At 58.8% G+C, this 23043-nt stretch carries 19 protein-coding genes and 1 other RNA gene; all 20 read left to right on the top strand.

Features of this window, described 5'->3' with window-relative positions:
- Window positions 1-6 precede the first annotated feature (6 nt).
- The 20 genes from rnpB (at window position 7) to FE840_RS15515 (ending at window position 23026) form a co-directional block, all read left to right on the top strand.
- Window positions 7-405, top strand: an RNA gene (gene rnpB / locus FE840_RS15610) — RNase P RNA component class A.
- Between the two features lie 408 nt (window positions 406-813).
- On the top strand, window positions 814-1254 hold the full coding sequence (gene mraZ / locus FE840_RS15605; RefSeq protein WP_138286402.1) for a division/cell wall cluster transcriptional repressor MraZ: 441 nt from the start codon (window positions 814-816) through the stop codon (window positions 1252-1254).
- A 14-nt stretch (window positions 1255-1268) separates the two neighbouring features.
- The gene (rsmH, locus tag FE840_RS15600) at window positions 1269-2294 is read left to right on the top strand and encodes a 16S rRNA (cytosine(1402)-N(4))-methyltransferase RsmH (protein ID WP_138286401.1); all 1026 of its coding nucleotides are present in this window, start codon (window positions 1269-1271) and stop codon (window positions 2292-2294) included.
- Between the two features lie 3 nt (window positions 2295-2297).
- Window positions 2298-2672: a cell division protein FtsL gene (ftsL, locus tag FE840_RS15595; RefSeq protein WP_138286400.1), complete on the top strand. Its 375-nt coding sequence runs from the start codon at window positions 2298-2300 to the stop codon at window positions 2670-2672.
- Window positions 2672-4417: a peptidoglycan D,D-transpeptidase FtsI family protein gene (locus FE840_RS15590; RefSeq protein WP_138286399.1), complete on the top strand. Its 1746-nt coding sequence runs from the start codon at window positions 2672-2674 to the stop codon at window positions 4415-4417. Before ftsL ends, FE840_RS15590 begins: the two co-directional genes overlap by 1 nt.
- Before the next feature lie 58 nt (window positions 4418-4475).
- Entirely contained in the window at window positions 4476-5927 is a 1452-nt protein-coding gene (locus FE840_RS15585; RefSeq protein WP_138286398.1) for a UDP-N-acetylmuramoyl-L-alanyl-D-glutamate--2,6-diaminopimelate ligase, read from the top strand.
- The gene (locus FE840_RS15580; protein ID WP_138286397.1) at window positions 5924-7357 is read left to right on the top strand and encodes a UDP-N-acetylmuramoylalanyl-D-glutamyl-2,6-diaminopimelate--D-alanyl-D-alanine ligase; all 1434 of its coding nucleotides are present in this window, start codon (window positions 5924-5926) and stop codon (window positions 7355-7357) included. Before FE840_RS15585 ends, FE840_RS15580 begins: the two co-directional genes overlap by 4 nt.
- 22 nt (window positions 7358-7379) lie before the next feature.
- The gene (gene mraY, locus FE840_RS15575; RefSeq protein WP_138286396.1) at window positions 7380-8480 is read left to right on the top strand and encodes a phospho-N-acetylmuramoyl-pentapeptide-transferase; all 1101 of its coding nucleotides are present in this window, start codon (window positions 7380-7382) and stop codon (window positions 8478-8480) included.
- Between the two features lie 7 nt (window positions 8481-8487).
- Window positions 8488-9897 (top strand): UDP-N-acetylmuramoyl-L-alanine--D-glutamate ligase, encoded by a 1410-nt coding sequence (gene murD / locus FE840_RS15570; RefSeq protein WP_138286395.1) that lies wholly within the window; start codon window positions 8488-8490, stop codon window positions 9895-9897.
- A 1-nt stretch (window position 9898) separates the two neighbouring features.
- A complete protein-coding gene (ftsW, locus tag FE840_RS15565) occupies window positions 9899-11053 on the top strand; it encodes a putative lipid II flippase FtsW (protein ID WP_138286394.1) in 1155 nt (384 codons plus the stop codon).
- 3 nt (window positions 11054-11056) lie between these two features.
- Window positions 11057-12178, top strand: coding sequence for an undecaprenyldiphospho-muramoylpentapeptide beta-N-acetylglucosaminyltransferase (gene murG / locus FE840_RS15560; RefSeq protein ID WP_138286393.1), 1122 nt, complete (start codon window positions 11057-11059; stop codon window positions 12176-12178).
- A complete protein-coding gene (gene murC / locus FE840_RS15555; RefSeq protein ID WP_138286392.1) occupies window positions 12175-13587 on the top strand; it encodes a UDP-N-acetylmuramate--L-alanine ligase in 1413 nt (470 codons plus the stop codon). The genes murG and murC overlap by 4 nt, the downstream gene beginning before the upstream one ends.
- Entirely contained in the window at window positions 13588-14562 is a 975-nt protein-coding gene (gene murB, locus FE840_RS15550; RefSeq protein WP_138286391.1) for a UDP-N-acetylmuramate dehydrogenase, read from the top strand.
- A gap of 64 nt (window positions 14563-14626) precedes the next feature.
- Window positions 14627-15490, top strand: coding sequence for a GGDEF domain-containing protein (locus FE840_RS15545; RefSeq protein ID WP_138286746.1), 864 nt, complete (start codon window positions 14627-14629; stop codon window positions 15488-15490).
- Window positions 15491-15685: 195 nt separating this feature from the next.
- A complete protein-coding gene (locus FE840_RS15540; protein ID WP_138286390.1) occupies window positions 15686-16612 on the top strand; it encodes a D-alanine--D-alanine ligase in 927 nt (308 codons plus the stop codon).
- 11 nt (window positions 16613-16623) lie between these two features.
- Complete coding sequence (locus FE840_RS15535; protein ID WP_246318791.1) at window positions 16624-17529, top strand: cell division protein FtsQ/DivIB; 906 nt, start codon at window positions 16624-16626, stop codon at window positions 17527-17529.
- Entirely contained in the window at window positions 17526-18857 is a 1332-nt protein-coding gene (ftsA, locus tag FE840_RS15530; protein WP_138286388.1) for a cell division protein FtsA, read from the top strand. The genes FE840_RS15535 and ftsA overlap by 4 nt, the downstream gene beginning before the upstream one ends.
- A 98-nt stretch (window positions 18858-18955) precedes the next feature.
- Window positions 18956-20704, top strand: coding sequence for a cell division protein FtsZ (gene ftsZ / locus FE840_RS15525; protein ID WP_138286387.1), 1749 nt, complete (start codon window positions 18956-18958; stop codon window positions 20702-20704).
- Window positions 20705-20979: 275 nt separating this feature from the next.
- Window positions 20980-21933, top strand: coding sequence for a UDP-3-O-acyl-N-acetylglucosamine deacetylase (lpxC, locus tag FE840_RS15520; RefSeq protein ID WP_138286386.1), 954 nt, complete (start codon window positions 20980-20982; stop codon window positions 21931-21933).
- Between the two features lie 226 nt (window positions 21934-22159).
- On the top strand, window positions 22160-23026 hold the full coding sequence (locus FE840_RS15515) for an outer membrane protein assembly factor BamD (protein ID WP_138286385.1): 867 nt from the start codon (window positions 22160-22162) through the stop codon (window positions 23024-23026).
- Window positions 23027-23043 lie beyond the last annotated feature (17 nt).

Below are 23043 nucleotides of genomic sequence, written 5' to 3'. Positions count from 1 at the left end.
CCCTTGCCAGTTGGCCGGGCAGCCGCGCTTTACCAATGCCGAAAGGTGGTAGGGTGAGGAAAGTCCGGGCTCCACGGAAACACGGTGCCGGATAACGTCCGGCGAGGGCGACCTCAGGGAAAGTGCCACAGAAAGCAAACCGCCTCGCATGCGAGGTCAGGGTGAAAGGGTGGGGTAAGAGCCCACCGCGTCGCTGGTAACAGGGACGGCACGGTAAACCCCACCGGGAGCAAGACCGAATAGGGATGACGCGGGTGGCGCGCGAGCGTTGCTACAGCCTGTTTCCGGGCCAGTCATCCGGGTGGGTTGCGCGAGGTAGCGTGCAAACGCTGCCCCAGATGAATGGCTGCCACGTTCCGGGCAACCGGAGCCATACAGAACCCGGCTTACAGGCCAACTGGCAAATCTCTTTCTTCGTTCGTCATCGGTTCTGTGTGCGGGGCAGAAAAATATCATCTATTTGAAAAATATAAGAAAAATCTCATTTTCTGTCTGCGGTCGGTGCATCTGGCGGGCGGGCAAAAGTCTCCGGAAATCAAGCGTCTATAACCATTCGTTAAGCTTAACCCACTATCAATATTTGAATCTCGCAAGGGATGTGAAGAAGCCGTTCCCATTGACGCCCATATTGTCCCATGGTATCCCATAAGCATGCTGTCGCGGGGCTAAACACAGTCCCGAAAACAAGGTCTGGACAGGGTCTTTCGCACCCCGGCTTCGGCCTGTTTGTCAATCAGTCGGCAGCTGGTGTGTCCATGCGTTTCAGGGGGCGGATTTACAGCCCCTATCCACGAGGAGGGGCGGTCGATTGCAATGAACCGCTTCCTGTCCAACGCGACCAACAGGATCGATGCGAAGGGGCGGGTTTCCGTGCCGGCGTCCTTCCGTGCCGTTCTCGCGCAGCGCGGGATCCAGGAGCTTTATTGTCTCCAGGATTTTGTCTATCCGGCAATCAATATCGGCGGCCCCGATTTGCTGGAGCGATACGAGCAGAAGGTGGCGGCGGCGGATCCCTTTTCGCTGGAGGCGAACGAGATGTCGCTGCTCTTGCACGGTGGCGGCGTTTTCACGCGGCTCGATGCCGAGGGACGATTGATGGTGACGGATTTCATCCGGGAGTTCACGGGGATCTCTGCGGACGTGTGTTTCGTCGGTCGATCGGACCATTTTCAGTTATGGCTGCCGCAGGCGTTTCACGAGGCGCAGGCGAAGGCAAGAGAGGTGGTCAGGCTGCGGGGTCTGCGCACCGGTTAGAGCGAGGGAACGGAATGGTGGCGAATCCTGGCGGAGGTTCAACTGATGCCAATGGCGGACCGGTTCGCCACATTCCGGTTCTTCTTCCAGAGGTTCTGGCGGTGCTGCAGCCGACAGAGGGAAGCGTCATCCTGGATGGTACCTTCGGTGCAGGCGGATATACGTCTGCGATCCTTGCCTGCGGTTCGGACGTCGTGGCGCTCGATCGTGATCCGACCGCGATTGCGGCTGGTCAAGCCATGGTCGATCAGCACCAAGGGCGTTTGACGCTTCATCACACACGTTTCTCCAGACTTGATGAGTTCGCGCCCGAAGGCGGTCTTGATGGCGTGGTCCTCGATATCGGCGTTTCCTCCATGCAGATCGACGAGGCCGAGCGCGGCTTTTCCTTCCAGAGAAGCGGGCCGCTGGACATGCGCATGTCGGCATCCGGCGTTTCGGCTGCGGATGTCGTTAACCGCGCGAAAGTGGCGGACCTCATTCGCATCTTTGGCTTTCTGGGTGAGGAAAAGCATGCGGGTCGGATCGCGCGCGCCATTGACAAGCGGCGTGCAAGCGAGCCGTTTTCGACAACGCGTGACCTGGCGAACCTCATCGAGACGGTCAATCCGCGCAAGGCAAAGGACAAGATCCACCCTGCCACACGGGTGTTTCAGGCTCTTCGGATTTTTGTGAACAACGAACTCGGCGAACTTGCCGAAGCGCTGTTTGCCGCTGAACGTTCGCTGAAGCCGGGTGGCCGTCTCGTCGTCGTCACCTTCCATTCGCTTGAGGATCGGATCGTCAAGAAGTTCTTCTCCGAGCGATCCGGCAAGGCGTCCGGCTCCCGTCATCTGCCCATGGTGCAGGTGCGTCCAGCCACGTTTGAACCCATCGGCAAGGGGATGGTGTCCGCCTCAGACGAGGAGGCGGAACTCAACCCGCGTGCCCGCTCGGCGAAGCTTCGGGCTGGGATGCGCACTGCTGCGCCCCCGGAAGCTGCTGACATGTCGATCTTTGACCTGCCCGATCTGGCAAGCCTTGAAAAAATCGGAGTCTGAACCATGTTGAGGCCCTTCGATATCGTGATCATTGGTGTCATGGCTGCCGCCGCGACTGTTACCTACAAGATCAAGCATCTGACCGATAACAAGGCTGCGGAAGTGCGTCGGCTTGAAGCCGAGATCCGCATGGAAAAGGACACGATCGATCTGCTGAAGGCGGACCTGGCGCTGCTGACGCAGCCGAACCGGCTGGACAGACTTGTCAATGTCTACTCCGAGGAGTTGAAGCTTCAGCCTACGGCGCCCGAGCAACTGGCTCTGCCGGTCGAACTGCCCATGCGAAGAGATGAGTTGCCGGTGCCGGAAGTACCGGCGGACCAGATCGCACAAGATCCGGTCCGCGACCTGATCACAACGGGATCTGTGGAGCGCTAATGTCCTTTCTGTCCCGCATCATGCTCTTGAAGAGCCAGGCGCATTTCTCCGCAGATGTGGGGCGCGCCTCTGTGACTACCGAGGGGCCCACCTTCAAGGGTACGGCCAAGCGCAAGACCGAGATGGCCCGCAACCGCGTCGGCCTGATCATTTTCAGTTTCGTCGTGGCTTATGCCGTGATTGGCGGGCGTCTGGTACAATATGGTCAGGCGCAGCCAGAAACGGTTTCCAGCATCATGCCTGCTGACCGCCTCATGGCCTCGCGGCCGGATATTCTGGATCGTAATGGTGAAGTGCTGGCAACCGACATCAGGACGGTCTCCCTCTTTGCCGAGCCGCACAAGATTGTCGATCCTGACGAAGCCGTCGAGAAGCTTGCGACCGTTCTGACGGATATTGATATCCGCGATACCTATCGGAAGCTTACATCCGACTCCCGTTTCCAGTGGCTGCGCCGCCAGCTCACGCCCAAGCAACAGAGCCAGATCCTCGCCCTTGGAATTCCCGGCGTAGGCTTCAGGCCGGAGAAGCGACGTTTTTATCCGGGTGGTGCCACCGCGTCCCACGTGGTTGGCTACGTCAATGTCGACAATCGCGGCATGGCCGGCATGGAGCGCTATATCGACAATCAGGGCATGGCGGACCTCCGGGCTCTCGGCATGACCAGTAATGTGCCGCTTGAGCCGGTCAGGTTGTCCATCGATATCCGTGTCCAGAACATCCTGCGTGACGCTTTGGTCCATGCCGTGACTAATTACAAAGCAATTGCTGCCGGAGCCGTGGTGCTGGACGTCCATACGGGTGAAGTCATTGCCATGTCATCCATTCCCGATTTCGACCCAAATCGTCCACAGGAAGGGGCGGAAGAGGGCTGGATGAACCGAATGACGAACGGCACCTTCGAAATGGGGTCCACATTCAAGACGTTCACGACCGCGATGGCCCTCGATTCGGGCAAGGTCAGAATGACGGACAGTTTTGATGCGCGCTATCCGATCCGCATTGGCGGGTTCACGATCCGTGACTTCCGTGGTAAGAACCGGGTTCTGACGGTGCCGGAAATCTTCCAGTATTCTTCCAACATCGGCACGGCTCGTATGGCCGAGGCCGTCGGGATTACTGGCCATCGCGAATTCCTGACCCGCATGGGGTTGTTGACGCGGCTTGAGACCGAATTGCCCGAGGTTAAGGCGCCTTCCCAGCCGCGTGAGTGGAAGCAGATCAATTCAATCACGATTTCCTTCGGACATGGTGTTTCCACCACGCCGCTTCAGACTGCCGTTTCTGCTGCTGCGCTGGTTAACGGCGGCAAGTTGATCAATCCGACATTTCTCCCGCGCGACGAGGAAACGGCGAATGAGATTGCCAAGGTCGTCGTTCGGCCCGAGACGAGCGAGAACATCAAGTATCTGTTCGAACTCAATGGTCAGAGCGGTTCCGGTCGGCATGCTCTGGTTCCCGGCTTCAATGTTGGCGGAAAGACCGGCACGGCGGAAAAAGTGGTCAATGGACGTTACTCCGACGACCAGAACTTCAACTCGTACCTCGCCGCCTTTCCGATCGATAATCCGCAGTATCTGGTGATGAGCTTCATCGACGCTCCACAAACCGGTGAAGGCGGCGGTCGGACAGCGGGTCTGACAGCCGCTCCGATTGTTGGGAACATCATTCGCAGAAGTGCCGCAATTCTGGGTGTAGAACCGAAATTCGGAGAGGACGGGTCTGCATTGCTCGTATCCTATTGAGCTAATCTAATGGCATGGCGATTCGAATGCGATCGCCCGGAATGATTGGAATACCACGATGTTATTGGGGACACTGGCGGCGGACGAGTTCAAGGATTGCCTGTCTGCTGAAACCGCGCGATTGGATGTAACGACGCTTTCGGCCGACAGCCGGACGGTGACACCGGGATGTCTGTTTTTCGCCTTGCCGGGTTCGAGGGCTGATGGTGCCGCCTTCGTTGCCGATGCTGTGTCGAAGGGGGCCGTTGCGGTTGTCAGCCAGCATGCAGTGTCCGCAGATGTGCCGGTGGTCGTAGTCGACAATCCGAGACGTTTTCTCGCGCTTGCCGCAGCCAGGATGGCTGGCCGCCAGCCGGAGACAATGGTGGCGGTGACCGGCACCGCCGGAAAGACGTCTGTCGCGTCTTTCACGCGGCAGATTTGGGCCTATGCCGGTCACGCGGCAGCCCAGATTGGCACGACTGGTGTGATTGCGCCGGGACGAAACGACTATGGTTCGCTCACCACGCCGGATCCGGTTGCACTCCACGGGCTGTTGGCGGAGCTCGCCGCTGAAGGTGTCACACATGCCGCCATGGAGGCTTCCAGCCACGGTCTCGACCAAAGCCGCCTTGACGGTGTGAAACTTGCAGCGGCGGGGTTCACCAATCTCGGTCGCGATCACATGGATTATCACCCCACGGTCGAAGATTACATGGCCGCCAAAATGCGGCTTTTCGATACGCTGCTCCCGGCGGGTGCACCGGCGGTCGTGTTTTCAGATGACACATGGTCGGCGCGAGCCATTGCTGCGGCCAGAGCGGCGGGACATGAAGTTCGGACCGTCGGACGTCAGGGTGACTATCTCTCCCTCAAACGGGTCGAGCACTCCCGGCACAAGCAGGTGGCCGAGATCCACTTCGGCGATGAGATTTTCGAAGTCCATATTCCATTGGCTGGCGACTTCCAGATTGCCAATGCGCTGGTTGCTGCCGGATTGGCGATGTCCACGGGTGTCCCGGCGAAGACGGCGATGAAAGCCCTTGAAAAGCTGGTGGGGGCCTCCGGTCGCCTTGAGCTTGTCGGGCAGAACAAGGCAGGCGCACTCGCCTATGTCGATTACGCTCACAAACCTGACGCGTTGGAAAACGTGCTGACGTCGGTTCGCCCGTTCACGACCGGCAGGGTAATCGTCGTCTTCGGCTGCGGCGGTGACCGCGACAAGGGCAAGAGGCCGATCATGGGTGAGATCGCCTCGCGGCTCGCCGATATTGTGATCGTGACCGACGACAATCCGCGCTCCGAGGTTCCGGCGACAATCCGCTCCGAAATCATGGCGGCGACGCCCAAGGGGATCGAGATCGGCGATCGTTCGCAGGCGATCCGCGCAGCCGTTGCCATGCTTTCATCCGGCGACACACTGATCGTTGCTGGAAAAGGCCATGAAGAAGGCCAGACGGTCGGGACGGAGACACTGCCTTTCTCCGACCATGCGGAGCTGCGCAAAGCCCTTGAGGAGTTTGAGCATTGAAGTTTCTTTGGACGGCACAGGACATGGTAACCGCCATGGCAGGGCGGCCTTTCGGGACACTGCCGGAGGGCATTACGGGAATCTCGATCGACAGCCGGACCATTTCACCAGGTGAAGCTTTTTTTGCCATCAAAGGTGACCGTGTGGATGGGCACGACTATGCAAGCATCGCCATGGCGAATGGTGCAGCGCTTCTCGTCGTCAGCGAAGCGAAATTGCCGGCCCTTGGTCGACTGACCGTGCCGATGATCGTTGTCGAGGATGTTCTGGTTGCGCTTGAAAAGCTTGGTATGGCGGCGAGGGAACGGACATCTGCAACAGTCATCGCCGTGACAGGCTCGGTGGGCAAGACCACGACCAAGGAGATGCTGCGGGTTGCGCTTGAACCGTCGGGCAAGGTCCATGCCTCGGTTGCTTCCTTCAACAATCACTGGGGTGTACCACTGACACTGGCCCGCATGCCGATCGACACGCGTTTCGGTGTTTTCGAACTTGGTATGAACCATTCCGGCGAACTCGGCCCCTTGTCGCGGATGGTCCGGCCCGATGTCGCACTGATTACCACGATTGCACCGGCCCACCTTGGCAATTTCGCAAGTGTCGACGAGATTGCCCAGGCCAAGGCCGAGATTCTCGAAGGATTGGTCACTGGTGGGGATGTCGTCCTCAACCGTGACAATCCCTATTTCCCAATCCTCGATCAGGCCGCCGCAAATCTCGGCATAGAGAACATCCATACTTTTGGTCAGCACGCCAAAGCGGAGTTCCAGTTGGCGGAATTCGACGGAGCCGCAGAAAGCTCAACGATCTGGGTGAGCTTTGGCGGGGAGACGCGCGAAGTGACGATTGGTTCTCCCGGTCGCCACATTGCCGAGAACGCACTTGCCGTGCTGGCGGTTGCCACACTTGTCGGTGCCGATCTTGATGGGGCGATTGCCGCTCTTGCCCAGCCGGTTGCCGTGAAGGGCCGTGGTGTTCGCCACAAGCTTTCCATCGGGCGTGGCGTTCTGACCGTCATTGATGAAAGCTATAATGCCAATCCGGCCTCCATGCGGGCCGCAATCGCCGTTCTGGCCGCTGCCCAGCCGCAGGGGGAGGGCCGGCGGATCGCCGTTCTGGGCGACATGCTCGAAATGGGTACGTTCGCGGAAGATGTGCATGCCGAGCTTGCCGGTCCGTTGCTGGCCGCCGGCATAGAGCATATCTGGCTCGCCGGGCCGGAAATGGTCGCCCTGCGGGATGCCTTGCCGGACACGGTGCAGGTGGAATACCGCCCGGATGCCCAGCAATTGGCGGAGTTTGCCGTTTCCGCCGTAAAGGCTGGGGACATAGTGATGATCAAATCGTCAAACGGCATTGGTTTCAGCAGGATCGTTTCTGCGCTGCTTGACAAGTATCCGGTGTTGCCCGACACGGAGCGCCGAATCTAATGGGCTTTTGGAAAGGGCTCCGATGCTAATCTGGCTTGTGGAACTGGCTGACAACTTTCAATTCTTCAACCTCTTCCGCTACATTACTTTTCGAACAGGGGCCGCGCTTTTTACATCGGCGCTCGTCGTATTCCTGTTTGGGCCGATGATGATCAATTCGCTGCGCGTGCGCCAAGGCAAGGGGCAGCCGATCCGCGCTGACGGACCGCAGACACATTTCAAGAAAGCCGGCACCCCCACCATGGGCGGACTGATGATCCTCGCCGGTATCGTCGTCTCTTCCCTGTTGTGGGCTGATCTATCGAGTGTCTATGTCGTTGCCACCCTGCTCGTGACGCTCGGTTTCGGTGCGATCGGCTTCTACGATGACTATCTCAAAGTCACGAAACAGACGGACAAGGGCTTTTCCGGCAAGGCCAGACTGGGGATCGAGTTTCTGATTGCCGGTGTCGCTGTCTATTTCATGATGACGACGGCGCTCAGTTCCGGTCCACAGGGTTCGACCTTCGGTTCCTCGATTGCCTTTCCCTTTTTCAAGGATTTCCTGATCGATCTTGGCATCTTCTTTGTCATATTCGGGGCTTTCGTCATTGTTGGTGCCGGCAATGCGGTCAACCTGACCGACGGTCTGGACGGCCTTGCGATTGTTCCGGTGATGATTGCCGCCGCCTCCTTCGGGGTGATTGCCTACCTGACCGGCAACGCCGTCTTCTCGAATTACCTGCAGATCAATTTCGTACCTGGAACGGGCGAACTGGCCGTTATCCTCGGCGCCGTCATTGGAGCCGGGCTTGGCTTCCTCTGGTTCAATGCGCCGCCGGCGGCAATCTTCATGGGAGATACGGGATCGCTGGCGCTTGGCGGCCTCATCGGATCGATTGCGGTCGCAACCAAGCATGAGATCGTCATGATCATCATCGGCGGTCTCTTCGTGATGGAGACGCTTTCTGTGATCATCCAGGTTGGCTATTTCAAGCTGACCGGCAAGCGCGTGTTCCTGATGGCGCCCATCCACCATCATTTCGAAAAACTGGGATGGACGGAAAGCCAGGTGGTAATCCGCTTCTGGATCATCGCGGTCGGCCTTGCCATGCTTGGTCTTTCCACCCTGAAGCTGCGGTGAGGTTTGGATGATCCCGGCGTCCACATTCAAAGGCAAGCGTGTCGCTCTCTTCGGCCTTGGCGGTTCGGGGTTGGCGACCGCCAGGTCGCTTATGGCCGGTGGCGCGGATGTGGTTGCCTGGGACGACAATCCGGACAGTATTGCAAAAGCAGGCGGTGAAGGCATCCACACAGAGGATCTTCGCTATATCGATTGGCGTGCCGTTCACAGTTTCGTCCTGTCGCCAGGTGTGCCGCTCACCCATCCGAAACCGCATTGGTCTGTTGGCCTCGCGAGGGCCGAGGGCGTCGAGATCATCGGTGACGTCGAGATTTTTGTGCGCGAGCGGCGCGCCCATGCGCCGGATTGCCCCTTTATTGCGATTACAGGCACGAACGGGAAATCGACCACGACGGCTCTCATTGCGCATATTCTTGGCGTAAGCGGTCGAGACACGCAGCTTGGTGGCAATATCGGGCGGGCGGTTCTGACGCTCGATCCGCCGAAATCCGGGCGTTTCTTTGTCGTCGAGTGCTCGTCCTATCAGATCGATCTGGCACCAACACTTGATCCCACCGCCGGCATCCTGCTCAATCTCACCCCCGATCATCTCGACCGGCACGGCACGATGCAGCACTATGCCGACGTCAAGGAGCGGCTTGTGGCCGGAAGCGGTAGAGCCGTTGTCGGCGTCGATGACAGCTATTGTGAGCGGATCGCGGATCGTATCGAGCGTGCCGGTTCGCCGGTAACCCGTGTATCGAAGCGCCAGCCACTGGTTCACGGGCTCTATGCCGAGGGCAGCCGGATTATTGAGGCGAGCAACGGAGCAACGCGTGAGATCGTGGATCTTGCGGGTAGTCAGACGCTCCGGGGCAGCCATAACGCCCAGAATGCAGCTGCGGCGATTGCAGCCTGCATGGCTGTCGGCGTTTCCGTTGAGGAGGTTCGAGCTGGGCTCGCCAGTTTCCCGGGGCTCAAGCACCGGATGCAGCCGGTCGGTCGGCGTGGGCATGTCACCTTCGTCAATGACAGCAAGGCTACCAATGCCGATGCGGCGGCACCGGCACTTTCAAGCTATGACCGGATTTACTGGATCCTGGGCGGCCTGCCCAAGGAAGGCGGCATTGCGAGCCTTGAGCCGCTCTTTCCCAATGTTGCAAAGGCCTATCTCATCGGGGAGGCGGCATCGGTATTTGCGGCGACGCTTGGCGATGCCGTCGCATATGAAATCTCGGGCACGCTAACCCACGCTCTTGAGCACGCTGCGAAAGATGCGGCGGCTGATCCGCTGCCTTCAACCGTGCTTTTATCCCCGGCTTGCGCAAGCTTCGACCAGTATAGGAATTTTGAAGTTCGTGGCGATGCCTTCGTGGCGAATGTCGCGGCGCTTTCAGGAATAACAATGCTGGTCGACGTGCCGACAGGAGGCAAGTGATATGGTGAGTCGCGTTGAAAGGGGCCCGTTTGCCGAGTGGTTCTGGACGATTGACCGTCTTTTCATCCTGATTTTCCTGCTCTTGATGGGGATCGGCTTCATGCTGTCCTTTGCTGCGTCGCCGGCGGTTGCCGAGCGATTGGGGCTCGACAGCTTCCACTTCGTGAAACGGCACGCGATGTTCATGATCCCGGCAATCGGGGTCATGATCGGCTTGTCCTTCCTGTCTCCGCGGCAGATCCGGCGTGCGGCAATGGTGATCCTTGCTGGTTCACTGCTTCTGATGGTTGCGGCTCTGTTCTTCGGGGTCGAGATCAAGGGCGCGCGCCGCTGGATTTCGCTTGCCGGGATATCGATCCAGCCGTCCGAGTTCATGAAGCCTGCCTTCGTGGTTATCTGCGCCTGGCTTTTTGCCGAGCATGCGCGCCAGCCCGAGATTCCCGGCAATCTGTTTTCGGTTCTGCTCTTTGCGATCGTCGCGGCGCTCTTGATTGCCCAGCCCGACCTTGGGCAGACAATTCTCGTTGCGGCTGTCTGGGGCGGCATGTTCTTCATGGCGGGCATGCCCTGGCTCTGGATCATCCTGCTCGGTGGATTGGCGGTTGCCGGGCTCTTCGGGGCCTATGTGACGCTGCCGCATGTTGCCGGTCGCCTCGATCGCTTTCTGACGGGTGAGGGTGATACGTTCCAAGTCGATACGGCGCGCGAGGCGATCATACGCGGCGACTGGTTCGGTCAGGGTCCGGGTGAGGGAATCGTCAAGCGGATCATTCCGGACAGCCATACGGATTTCATCTTTTCCGTCGCGGCAGAGGAATTCGGCATCATCTTCTGCATGCTCATCGTTGCGATTTTCGCCTTCCTGGTCTTGCGCGGTCTCAGCCACGCTTTCAAGGAGCGCAATGATTTCAACCGTTTTGCCGTTGCCGGCCTCGTCTTGCTGCTCGGCATCCAGTCGATGATCAATATCGGCGTGAACCTTGAGCTGCTGCCGGCCAAAGGCATGACGCTGCCGTTGATTTCTTACGGTGGTTCATCGATGGTGGCGGTTTGTATCACAGCGGGCTTCATCCTGGCGCTGACGCGTCATCGCCCCGAAAAGAGAGCGCAAGAGCGGCGGCTTTTCCGCAGCATACATGGCGTTCCTGCGGAGTAGACTATGTCCAAAGGTCTCATCCTTCTTGCCGCCGGGGGTACCGGCGGCCATCTTTTTCCAGCAGAAGCATTGGCACATACGCTCAAAGCGCGTGGTTTTTCCGTCCATCTGGTGACGGATGCGCGGGCCGAGCGTTATGCTGCTTCGTTTCCTGCCGATGCCATTCACACAGTCGCCTCGGCCACGATCGGTTCGCGCAATCCCGTTGCGATCGCCAAGGCTATGCTGAGCCTTTGGCGTGGTTACCAGCAGTCCAAGCGTCTGATCAGGCAGTTGAAGCCTCAGGCGGTCATCGGTTTTGGTGGTTACCCGACCGTTCCGCCGCTGATGGCGGCTGCGGCGCTCAATGTGCCGACGGCTTTGCATGAGCAAAATGCAGTCATGGGACGTGCCAATCGGGCGCTCGCGTCAAGGGTCCGGGCCATTGCCGGTGGGTTCCTCTCGCCATCGGGCGAACATGCACTCAAGATTGTGGTGACCGGAAATCCCGTACGCCCCGCTGTCATCGCCGCTGCCGAACGTGCCTATCAGCCATCACGAGCAGGCGAGCCTTTCCGCCTCGTGGTTTTCGGCGGGAGCCAGGGCGCGCAGTTCTTTTCCAAGGCGCTTCCCGAGGCGGTTGGCCTGCTGCAACCTTCGCTGCGTGCGCGGCTCGCCATTACGCAACAGGCGAGGCCCGAGGATCAGGCTGCGGTAACCGAGGCCTATCGGCAGCTTGGTGTGGCAGCGGAGATTTCTCCGTTCTTCACCGATATGGCCGAACGGATTGCTGACGGACACCTGATCATCTCGCGCTCCGGTGCGTCCACCGTATCTGAACTGGCAGTGATTGGACGACCAGCAATTCTCATTCCCTATCCCCATGCCCTGGATCATGACCAGGCGGCCAATGCCGAGGCTCTTGCGGCGACTGGCGGAGCGCAGGTCATCCAGCAGGCCCAATTGTCCGCGCGAGCGATTGCCGATCTGCTGACCGAAGCGATGGATGATCCGGAGCGGCTGGCGACCATGGCGCGAGATGCCCGGACGGCAGGCAGGCCCAATGCTGCCGACTTGCTCGCCGACGTTGTTGAGGCTATTGCGGCTGGAAGGGGCCTGACTGATCTGAAGGGAATGCAAAGATGAAAATGCCGAAGTCGATTGGGCTGGTCCATTTTATCGGGATCGGCGGCATCGGAATGAGCGGGATTGCCGAGGTCTTGCATAACCTGGGCCACAAGGTTCAAGGTTCCGATCAGGCTGACGGCGCCAATGTTCAGCGCTTGAGGGACAAGGGCATTGAGGTCTTTGTCGGCCATCGCGCTGAAAACATCGGGGATGCAGAAGTCATCGTTGTTTCCACCGCCATCAAGAAGGACAATCCGGAGCTTGTCGCAGCCCGCGAAAAGCTGCTGCCGATTGTTCGGCGTGCCGAGATGCTGGCGGAATTGATGCGTTTCCGCAATGCGATTGCTATCGGCGGCACCCATGGCAAGACGACAACTACCTCAATGGTCGCCTCGCTGCTGGAAGCCGGGCAAAGGGATCCGACGGTCATCAACGGCGGCATCATCAATGCCTATGGCACCAATGCTCGAATGGGCGAGGGCGAGTGGATGGTCGTCGAGGCCGACGAATCAGACGGCACCTTCCTCAAGCTTCCAGCGGATGTCGCTGTCGTCACAAATATCGACCCTGAGCATCTTGACCATTACGGGACCTTCGACAATGCTCGGGCAGCTTTCCGCCAGTTTGTCGAAAACGTGCCGTTCTACGGGTTCGGCGTCATGTGCCTCGACCATCCGGAAGTACAGGCGCTGGTCAGCAAGATCGAAGATCGCAAGGTCATTACCTATGGCGAGAACCCGCAGGCGGACGTGCGCTTTTCAAATGTTCGGCTGGATGGCACTCGCTCGATCTTCGATGTGGAGATCCGCCGCAGACGTACGGGGCGCAACTTCGTCTTCAAGGATCTCGTCCTGCCGATGCCGGGACGGCACAATATCTCGAATGCCTGCGCGGCGATTGCGGTCGCCAACCGACTCGACATCCCGGAAGAGGCGATCCGCCAAGGGCTCTCGTCCTTTAGCGGTGTCAAACGCAGATTTACGCTGACGGGATCGTCAAATGGTGTCCAGGTCTTTGATGATTACGGGCATCATCCCGTCGAGATCAAGGCCGTGCTGAAGGCGGCGCGGGAGGCCTGCTCTGGCCGAATCATTGCGGTTCACCAGCCGCACCGTTACTCACGGCTCTCAAGCCTTTTCGATGATTTCTCCAACTGCTTCAACGATGCCGACACAATCTTCATCGCCCCAGTCTATGCGGCGGGCGAAGATCCGGTGACTGGAATCGATTCGCAAACACTTGTTTCGCGGATCAAATCTGGCGGGCATCGCGATGCGCGCTATCTTTCATCGCCCGGCGAACTCGCCGGGCAGGTCGCAGGCATTGCGCAACCGGGTGATTTCGTGGTCCTCTTGGGGGCTGGCAACATCACCCAATGGGCCGCCGTGTTGCCTGCGGAACTGGATGCAATTTCGGGAAAGTCGTGAATGAAACAGGTTGATGGCGAAAAGCTGCTGGCTTCCCTCGGGCCGGGTGTCAATGAACTGAAGGGGCGCTTGACGCCGGACGCACCGATGGATCGGGTCACCTGGTTTCAGGCGGGCGGTCTTGCCGAATTGATGTTCCAGCCGCATGACACGGATGATCTCGTCAGCTTTCTCAAATTGCTGCCGGGGCATGTGCCGGTGACCGTTGTCGGTGTCGGTTCCAACCTGTTGGTTCGAGATGGTGGCATCCCCGGCGTCGTGATCCGCCTGTCTGCGAAGGGTTTTGGTCAGGTCGAGCTTGCCGGCGAAAATCGGATCCGCGCCGGTGCGATTTGCCCCGACAAGCATATCGCTGCAATGGCGATGGACCATAACATTGGTGGCTTCCACTTCTACTATGGCATTCCTGGTTCGATCGGTGGGGCAGTCCGCATGAATGCCGGTGCCAACGGTGGTGAGACGGCGATGCGCCTGGTCGAGGTGGAAGCCGTCGACCGCAGGGGTAATCTGCACGTTCTCAGCAAGGCCGATATGCGCTACAGCTATCGTCATTCGGCAGCGCCCGAAGGGCTCATCTTCACCAGTGCCGTTTTTGAAGGCTATCCGGAAGAGAAGGCCAAGATCCGCGCGGATATGGATGCCGTACGCCATCACCGCGAGACGGTTCAGCCGGTCAAGGAGAAGACCGGTGGTTCAACGTTCAAGAACCCCGAAGGCCACTCGGCCTGGGAGTTGATCGACGAGGCGGGCTGCAGAGGTCTGATGATCGGTGGTGCCCAGATGTCGTCGCTGCATTGCAACTTCATGATCAATGTTGGCCATGCGACGGGCTATGATCTCGAATATCTGGGCGAAACCGTGCGTCAGCGGGTCTTCGACACATCGGGTGTCAAGCTCGAATGGGAGATCAAGCGTCTTGGCATCTTCATGCCCGGCCGTGAAGTGAAGCCATTCATGGGTGATCTTTCGAGTTAAACCAGTCAAATTCAGAAATATTTAGTCCCTCTGTTGTAGCCTCCCAATGGCATCCGAGGGGCTTATGGTTGGCTTTATAAAGAACTGGTTGATTTCCCAGCTGACGTTGGGCGAGTTCGCGTCCCGGCAAGCCGTCTTTTATCGATCCTTCGGCATGGCGGCGCGCATTGCCATGTTTGCCTATTCGCTGAACCTGATTTCGCATCTGGTCCTCTACGCATTTGATCTGTTGCCCTATGAGCTCGGTCCTGGTCTGGTGATGGCGACCGTTCTCACGCCGCCGGTCTCACTGGTCGTCGGCTTCGTCGCCTATGCCGTTGTCGGACTTGCCGTCTATGACCTTGGTGTTTCTCGCCGGGAATTTGAGCGCTTGAGCCGGACTGACATGCTGTCTGGGCTCAGCAATCGGCGCGCTTTCCTTGAATCCTTCGATCGGGCGCGGGGGGAGGTCGGTATGCTGCTCTTCGACATCGATCGCTTCAAGGTTATCAATGATAGCCACGGGCATCAGGCGGGTGACGACGTGATCGCAGCCGTCGCTGCCACCATCACGCGTCGATGCGGGAGCAAGGCGCTCTGCGCTCGGATCGGTGGCGAAGAGTTTGCCGCCTTGATTGTTGCTCCTGCACAGGGGGAGCTGTTGTCCCTGGCCGAGCAAATAGTCGCGGATGTGCGCGTACTGCCTATCGATGTCGCTGACAGACGGCTTCAGGTGACGATCTCCTGTGGTGCCGTCACTGCACCTGCGGAAATCGGCTTTGCCGAAATCTTCGCTGCCGCTGATCGTGCGCTTTACCTTGCCAAGGCAGAGGGGCGCGACCGAATCGTTTGTGCAAACTCCCTAATTCAGGTGGCCAAGCGGATGAGCGTCGGCCTTTCTGATTTGGCCGTTGCGGAAACTTCCACGAGAAAGCGCTCTGCTTCCTAGCCTAAAATTTCGATATTACAGATGCTTACGTTCTAACTTTCGTGTTTTGAGTTAGATCTCCCATTTGCCCGTTTTGTGTGTCGGTTAACGAAAGTAAACACTTCATTAACCTTAATGTTGTTCTACTGCCCCATAAGGGCAGGCGTGCCAGTTGCATCCTGCTGAAATCATGGTTCTGGATTTCAAGAGGCGTTTATGAGTGGCAAGCACGTCGCTGTTCTGATGGGGGGATTATCGTCGGAGCGCCCGGTCAGCCTTTCGAGTGGCAATGCTTGTGCCGAGGCGCTTGAGGGCGTGGGCTACCGGGTAACGCGTGTCGATGTGGGGCGCGACGTGGCCAAGGTCCTTGGCGAGCTGCGTCCTGACGTTGCCTTCAACGCCCTTCATGGCCCGTTTGGAGAGGATGGCACTGTCCAGGGTGTCCTCGAATATCTGCAGATCCCTTATACGCATTCTGGCGTGCTGGCGTCAGCGCTTGCCATGGACAAGGCGCAGGCAAAGATCGTTGCGTCTGCAGCTGGTGTGCCGGTTGCCGAGGCGCGGGTGATGAGCCGGTTTGAGATTGGTCAGGAGCATCCCATTGCGCCGCCCTATGTCGTGAAGCCGGTGCGCGAGGGTTCCAGCTTCGGGGTCGTCATTGTCCGTGAAGACATGGCTCATCCCCCTCAGTCTCTCGTGTCCTCGGACTGGCGCTACGGAGATACCGTCATGGTCGAGCGTTATGTCGGTGGTCGCGAACTGACCTGCGGTGTCATGGGCGATCAGGTTCTCGGCGTGACGGAAATCGTGCCGCAGGGTCACAGCTTCTATGACTATGATTCCAAATATGTTGCGGGCGGGTCTCTGCATGTCCTTCCTGCTGAAATTTCACCGAAAATTTACCAAAGAATACAATCATTGGCGCTGAAGGCCCATGAGGCAATCGGGTGCCGCGGAGTGAGTCGATCCGACTTCCGCTATGACGATCGTCTCTCCGAAGATGGCGACTTGATTTGGCTGGAGGTGAATACCCAGCCAGGCATGACCCCAACCTCTCTGGTGCCGGAAATGGCAGCTCATGTTGGCATGAGCTTTGGCGAGCTGGTGCGTTGGATGGTGGAGGATGCCTCTTGTTTGCGTTGAGCGGAAACAGATTGGCTGACAAAGATCGGGGCGTGGCGGGCTTGTCCCTCGGTGGCGACGCTGTCGTCCTGCCGCGTCCCTTGCGTCGGATTGTCCGCTTCATCGTCAGCCTGTGCTCGGGCCGCGTTGCCATTCCCCGCCATGCCGGAAAGCTCTCTCTGGCCGGTTTCTACACTGTCGTTGCACTTCACGGGACGGTGGCTGGCGGGCATGGTCCCGTCGTGATGCAAACCATCACATCGACGGCGGGATTTGCCGTCGAGGATGTGAGGGTCTCCGGCAATCGCCACACTTCAGAAATCGATATCCTGCAGCTTCTGGGCCTCGATGGCAGTACCAGTGTTCTGAGCCTCGATATCGCCGAGGCCCGTAAGGCGATTGCCGAACTGCCGTGGGTAGCCTCAGTTGATGTTCGCAAGATTTATCCTGCGACGGTGGAGGTGGTGCTCCATGAGCGTGAAGCCTATGGCATCTGGCAGCATGGATCCGAACTTTCAATTATCGAGCGCTCTGGCAGCGTGATTGCGCCTCTGCGTGACAACAAGTTTGCCCATCTTCCGCTTTTTGTTGGTCGGGATGCTGAAACGGCCGCCGCTGACATCGAGGAACAGTTTGCCAGATGGCCTTCGATTGCCTCGCGCGTAAAGGCCTTCGTGAGAATTGCCGGTCGTCGCTGGGATATTCATCTGCAGAACGGGGTGATCGTAAAGCTTCCGGAGGCAAACATCGATGCTGCGCTTGCTCTTCTGGCCCGCTTCGACGCGGAGCAGGATCTCCTTGAGCGCGACATTGCCGCCGTAGACCTTCGCTTGCCCGATCGCACCACTATCCGGTTAACGCCTGAAGCGGTGGAGAGGCGTGAGCTTGCGCTGGAAGAGCGTCGCAAGATGCTCAAGCGGACGGGGCAGCACACATGAGTATCTTCAACTCCTCCTCGTTCGGTCTGCCGCGCATCAAGCCGCTTTCTTCGAAGCGGTCTCATGTCGTTTCTGTTCTCGACATCGGTTCGACCAAGGTCGTCTGCATGATCGGGCGTCTGACCCCGCGCAAGGAAAGCGCGGTATTGCCAGGGCGAACGCACAATGTGGAAGTGATCGGAATTGGTCACCAGCGGTCGCAGGGCGTCAAATCCGGTGTCATCGCTGATCTCGACGCGGTCGAAAATGTGGTGCGGCTCGCGGTTGACGCGGCCGAGCGCATGGCCGGCCTGACCGTCGACAGTCTGATCGTCAATGTTTCGGCGGGCCGTGTCGGCTCTGATGTCTACACCGCAACCATTGATCTTGGCGGGCAGGAAGCAGAAGCAGGCGATCTGCGCAAGGTGCTGGTGGCCGCAGGGCAGCAGTCTCAAGGCAATGACCGCGCCGTCCTCCATTCTCTGCCGACGGGCTTTTCGCTTGACGGCGAGCGTGGAATACGCGATCCCCTTGGAATGTATGGCGACGTCCTCGGCGTCGACATGCATGTGGTCACTGCCGAACGCGCAGCGCTTCGTAACCTGGAGCTCTGCATCAATCGTGCCCATCTGACCGTCGAAGGCGTGGTTGCCACGCCCTATGCAAGCGGCCTGGCGGCACTTGTCGACGACGAAGTTGAGCTCGGTTGTGCCGCCATCGACATGGGTGGCGGAATGACGACCATTTCGGTCTTCGCGGAAGGTAAGCTGATCCATACGGACGCCATCGGGATTGGCGGTCATCATGTGACCACCGATCTGGCGCGCGGGCTCTCTACCCGTATCGAGGATGCAGAACGCCTGAAGGTTGTTCATGGTTCGGCCGTCGCAAACGGTGCGGATGATCGCGATATGGTCGCGGTTCCGCCCATCGGCGAAGATGATCGCGATCAGCCATCTCAGGTTCCGAGAGCCCTTCTCACCCGAATTATTTCAGCGCGGATCGAGGAAACCCTCGAGATGCTCAGGGATCGGATCCAGAAGTCTGGCTTTTCGCCTGTCGTTGGCAAACGCGTGGTGCTGACGGGCGGCGCAAGCCAGCTGACGGGCATGCCGGAAGCTGCGCGGCGCATCATGGCCCGCAATGTGCGGATAGGCCGCCCGATGGGAGTCTCGGGTCTGCCGACTGCTGCCAAGGGGCCAGCCTTTTCGACGGCGGTTGGATTGATGATCTATCCGCAAGTCGCAGACCAGGAAACGCATGCCGGACAGGGCGGTCTGTTTTCGCCCTTCAGCGGCGGCAACAGTCGATTTGCCCGGGTAGGGCAGTGGCTGAAAGAGAGTTTTTGAATTCGGCCTGAGTGAGCTTGCAAGCTTCACGACAGGCTAACGTGTTGAAATGACGAGCCCGGCTAGGCGAGTGGCCGGATAAAGAAGGGACTGGTACAATGACCATCAAGCTGCAGAAGCCAGACATCACTGAGCTGAAGCCCCGGATCACCGTTTTCGGTGTCGGCGGCGGCGGCGGCAACGCCGTGAACAACATGATCACCGCTGGTCTGCAGGGTGTCGACTTTGTCGTCGCCAATACGGACGCCCAAGCGCTGACCATGACGAAAGCAGAGCGGATCATCCAGCTCGGCGTCAATGTCACCGAGGGTCTCGGTGCCGGCTCCCAGCCCGAGGTCGGGCGCGCGGCGGCAGAAGAATGCATCGATGAAATCATCGATCACCTGAATGGCACGCATATGTGCTTCGTCACTGCCGGCATGGGCGGCGGTACCGGTACCGGTGCAGCTCCCGTCGTTGCCCAGGCTGCCCGCAACAAGGGTATCCTGACGGTTGGTGTCGTCACCAAGCCGTTCCACTTCGAGGGCGGTCGCCGCATGCGTCTTGCAGAGCAGGGAATCGAGGAACTGCAGAAGTCCGTCGATACCCTGATCGTCATTCCGAACCAGAACCTCTTCCGCATCGCCAATGACCGGACCACCTTTGCCGACGCGTTTGCGATGGCAGACCAGGTTCTCTATTCCGGTGTTGCCTGCATCACCGATCTGATGGTCAAGGAAGGTCTCATCAACCTCGACTTCGCCGATGTTCGCTCGGTGATGCGCGAGATGGGCCGCGCGATGATGGGCACAGGCGAAGCGTCGGGCGAAGGTCGCGCCATGCAGGCCGCCGAAGCAGCCATCGCCAACCCGCTGCTTGATGAGACGTCGATGAAGGGTGCTCAGGGGCTTCTGATCTCCATCACCGGCGGTCGCGATCTGACCCTCTTCGAAGTTGATGAAGCGGCGACCCGTATCCGCGAAGAAGTCGATCCGGATGCGAACATCATCCTGGGCGCCACATTCGATGAGGCGCTGGAAGGCATCATCCGCGTGTCCGTTGTTGCGACCGGTATTGATCGTGCCGCGATGGCGAACAAGGGTTTTGACGCGGCTCCGATGGCGAGACCTGCTGTCCGTTCTTCCGCGGCCGTTGCTTCGGCTCCGGCCGCAGTGCAGCCTGCAATGGCGCAGGCACCCAAGACCATGGATCCGGTCGCAGAAACCATCCGTTCGGCTGAAACCGAAATGGAACGCGAACTTGAAATCGCAATGACGCGTCCGGCCCCCGTTGCCCCGCCGCAGCCTGCGACAAGTGAATTCCGGCCCGTCAGCAAGCTCTTTGCTGCACCTGCCGCTGAGCCGATGATGGCTCCGGCGCCTGCACCGCGCATGGCCGAGCCCGCTGTTGCTCCGGCACCGATGGCTCCTCGTCCGGCTGCTCCGATGCATGCACCGGTCGCATCCGCGCCGATGGTAGCAGAGCCGGTGGCCCCGCGTCCGGCCATGGACGCGCCGCGCATGCCGAAGGTCGAGGACTTCCCGCCGGTCGTACGGGCGGAGATCGACCAGCGTGCCCAGACGGCGGCTTCGCCGAGCCAGGATGAGCGCGGCCCGATGGGTCTGTTGAAGCGGATTACCAATTCGCTCGGTCGTCACCACGAAGAGGAAAGCGTGGTTGGTGACATGACGACGTCTGCGCCGCCTGCAGCTTCGCAGCAGCGTCGCCCGCTGTCTGCCGAGGCGAGCCTATACGCACCGCGTCGTGGCAATCTTGATGATCAGGGTCGTCAGGTTCCTGCATCGCGTGTAGGTCACGAGGATGACCAGCTGGAAATCCCTGCCTTCCTGCGGCGCCAATCGAACTGATCGCTTCCGTCGAGTCGTTGAACCCGGGCCTCAGGTCCGGGTTTTTCATTGTAACGAAGATGTGTGAGCTCTCGGAAAAAGCCTTGTTTTTCAGATGCCTACTTCCGTTACAAAGCGAAAGAAACAGTGATTTGGATTCGCTTTGGACCCGCCGTATGTATGCAGTCGGGACAAGGATCACAGGTGCATTTCTTCAATGTGCGGGGATCTTACAAAACGAAGAGATATTCGCGCGGATTTTTCGCGGCGGCTATTTGCGACACAAGGCATGACACATGGCTATTGCTCTGCTCGGTTTCCAGACCACCATCGCAGCACCGATTTCGCTGACGGGTATTGGGGTTCATTCCGGGCGTCCGGTGACGATTAATCTGCAGCCCGCCGAGGCCGGTACCGGTATCGTTTTCATTCGTCAGCACGATGACGGTTCAACGAGCGAGTACAAGGCCGTGTCGTCTCAGGTTGGCAATACGGATCTCTGCACGGTTCTGGGTACATCGCCAGCGCATTCCGTGGCGACGATCGAACACGTCATGGCTGCGATATACGCGCTCGGACTCGACAATCTCTTCATCGAGGTTGATGGCGCTGAAATGCCGATTATGGACGGCAGTTCCGAGGTCTTCATTGATGCCATCGAGCAGGTTGGTGTAAAAAATCTCGGGGCCAAGCGTCGTTACATCCGCGTCACCAAGCCGGTGCGCATCGAATCGGGGGCATCCTGGGCGGAGTTCCGACCCTATGACGGGACGCGGTTCGAAGTTGAAATCGATTTTGAAAGCGCTCTGATCGGTCGCCAGAAGTGGGCGGGTGATCTGACTGCAGATGTATTCAAGACCGAATTGTCGCGTGCGCGCACCTTTGGTTTCATGCGCGACGTTGAACGTCTGTGGGCTGCTGGCTTTGCGCTTGGCTCTTCGCTGGAAAATTCGGTCGTCATTTCCGATGACGATACCGTCATCAATGTGGAAGGCCTGCGCTACGCTGACGAGTTCGTGCGTCACAAGACACTCGATGCGGTCGGCGATCTTGCTTTGGCCGGAGCCCAGTTTATCGGTTGCTATCGTTCTTATCGCGGTGGCCACAAGTTGAATGCCAATGCCTTGAAGGCGCTCCTCGACAGCCGTGACTGCTACGAGGTTGTCGAATCGCCGGTTCGCAGTCTTCAGGTTCGCGCCCGCGAATTCGTGCCTGTCCAGGTGGCTGAATTCGCGCCCTGGAGCGCATGAAACCTCTTATGAGTTCAAGGAATTTGAGAAGTCGCGCCTTGTGTGCGGCTTTTTCATATGGACCTGGGAAAACCGAAGGTTCAACCGGTAAAAAACTTTGGTGAAGGCGGACTTGCCATAAATTTGCGTTAAATGGGCGTCACTGCGTTGCCCTGATGCCGCTTTTGTGGCTAGAAACGCCAACGTATGTTTCGTTCAATGCGAAACGTCGATTGGGAACTTTCGGATGTATCAAGTAGGGTCGGATATTGTGAAGAAAGCCGCGCGTGTTGCCAGCATTTGTTTGATGATGTCGTTCGCGGGCGTTCTTGCATCCTGCCAGACGGACCCTGATATCGACATCACCAAGCTGGGCGTTGAAACCGATCCGCCGGAGGTTCTCTACAACCAGGGTCTTGCCAACATCAAGGCTGGCAATATGTCGGAGGCGGCACGCAAGTTTGATGCCGTTGATGCCCAGCATCCTTTCTCGGATTGGTCGCGCAAGTCGTTGGTCATGAGCACCTTCACGAAATACCGTCTCGGTCGCTACAATGAAGCGATCGCGACAGGCAATCGGTTCATGAGCCTCTATCCGGAGGCAGAAGATGCCGATTACGTCCAGTATCTGGTGGGGCTGTCTCACTGGAAGCAGATCCCGACAGTGACCCAGGATCAGAGAAGTTCCGTTCGTACCATTGAAGCCATGCAGCGCGTGGTCGATAACTATCCGAACTCGGAATATGTCGAGGATGCCCAGGTTAAGATGCGTTTCGCGCGCGACCAGTTGGCCGGCAAGGAAATGCAGGTCGGTCGCTATTATCTCGAGCGCAAGGAATATCTTGCAGCCGTATCCCGTTTCCGCACCGTTGTTGAGCAGTATCCGAATACCAACCAGATTGAAGAGGCGCTTGCGCGTCTGGTCGAGGCCTACTTTGCGATGGGCGTGGTTCAGGAGGCTCAGACTGCTGCGGCAGTGCTTGGGCACAATTATCCGGACAGCCAGTGGTATGCAGATTCCTATAAGCTCCTGCAGAGCGGTGGTCTTGAGCCCCGCGAGAACTCCGGTTCCTGGATTGCCAGGGCAGGCCGCAATCTCCTGATCGGGAGCTAAGCTCCCCCTATCCGTTG

Origin of the sequence: Peteryoungia desertarenae (genome assembly GCF_005860795.2) — a bacterium.
Lineage (GTDB): Bacteria > Pseudomonadota > Alphaproteobacteria > Rhizobiales > Rhizobiaceae > Allorhizobium > Allorhizobium desertarenae.
This window is presented reverse-complemented; position numbering and strand designations above follow the sequence as displayed.